The 1,391-nt window shown below is 70.8% G+C and carries 2 protein-coding genes; both read right to left on the minus strand.

Translation table 11 applies throughout. From position 1 onward, the window contains the following. The coding region (locus MCBG_RS06140) for an AMP-binding protein (protein WP_304413298.1) at positions 1–577 on the minus strand (577 nt) is incomplete at its 3' end. 340 nt (positions 578–917) lie between these two features. After that, the gene (locus MCBG_RS06145; protein ID WP_043324646.1) at positions 918–1,310 is read right to left on the minus strand and encodes a DUF2267 domain-containing protein; all 393 of its coding nucleotides are present in this window, start codon (positions 1,308–1,310) and stop codon (positions 918–920) included. Positions 1,311–1,391 lie beyond the last annotated feature (81 nt).

Below are 1,391 nucleotides of genomic sequence, written 5' to 3' on the forward strand. Positions count from 1 at the left end.
CGTCGAAGCTGAACGACGCGAGCAGGCTGAGCCGGTCGTCCGGTCCGACGCCGAGTGCGGCGATCTGGTTGTCGACGACGTGGGCCAGGTTGCGGTGGGTCTGCCCGACCGCCTTGGGCACGCCGGTGGAGCCGGAGGTGAACAGCACGTACGCCAGCGCGTCCGGCTCGGCCGGAACCGGGCGCAGCGGGGCCGGCGGCACCTCGTCCAGCGGCACGACCGGACGCTCGCCGGCCAGCGCCGAGGCCAGGTCGCGGTGCTCGGCGGCGCACGCGACGGCGGTGACGCCGGCGGCGTCGACCATGTGGCGCAGCCGGGCGACCGGGAAGCCCGGGTCCAGTGGCACGTACGCGCACCCGGCGGCCAGGGCGCCGAGCAGCGCCGCGACGGTCGGTGCGCCGTGCGCGGTGAGCAGCGCGATCCGGTCTCCGGGACGCAGGCCCGCGGCGGCGAACACGGCCATGTGCCCGCCGGCCGCCCCGGCCAGCTCGGTGTAGGTGACCTCGTGGGTCTCACCGAGAAGTGCCGGACGTCCGCCGTGTACTGCCGTGATCGCGCCGAAACGATTGATAATCATCGGCTCCGCCATGTCAGGAAGCGGGATACGCTCCACAGAGGACAGGCACGCAGCAATCGACGAATGTGATCATTGATCCCCCCCAGGACTTCACATTGGAAGCAGAATATTGCTCAATCACCGCGCCGGAAGAGCATCGATGCGGCTTGAGCCGAAGGGAGGAAGACGTCCTGGAACCTCGGACGGAGGAATCCGTCCGATCATCCCTCTAGCGCGTAGACGTTTTACAGCGTACGCGAACGCCGACGAGTTATTTTACGGTGAAAATACTTTCTGGCAGTCGAATCTTCGTCGGAGCGGCCCCGGTGCCGCAGCTCAACCCGGATCGCGGGGAGCCTGCTCAGACATCGTAGGGTGGCCGCGGGATCGGGTCCACCATCGCGTCGAAGCCCTTCGGAAGCTGCGCGACGAGGTCCTGGAACTCCCCCACCGTCACCGTGTCGCGCAGCGTGGCGAGCACCGCCACCGCGCCCACCTCGGCGACCGCCGGATCCACCGCCGCACGCTCGGCCACCCGGTACAGGAAGTCCACCGCGCCGCCGGTCACGGCGATCCCACCCGGCTCCAGATAGCCGCCGACGTCGTCCGGCAACTGCGCCGCCAGGTCGGCCGTCTCGTCCGCGGTGACCCGCTCGGCGAGGGTCTGCAACACCGCCCGGGAGATGGTCGCGGCCTCGTCGGACGGCAACTCGGACCGCCGCGCCACCGCCTCGACGAACAGGGGGAACCGCATCCCACCCCTCCCCTCGCCGCCGGCGGGCACCACGCCCGCACCGGTCGGCCCCGGCGGGTACCCGCCCCCACCCCGGCCAAA

It is taken from the genome of Micromonospora sp. M42 (genome assembly GCF_000568915.1).
Lineage (GTDB): Bacteria > Actinomycetota > Actinomycetes > Mycobacteriales > Micromonosporaceae > Micromonospora > Micromonospora chalcea.

Excerpts from the sequence above, each read along its gene's own strand:
- MCBG_RS06145 (WP_043324646.1), bottom strand. The coding sequence starts at position 1,310 with ATGCGGTTCCCCCTGTTCGTCGAGGCGGTGGCGCGGCGGTCCGAGTTG.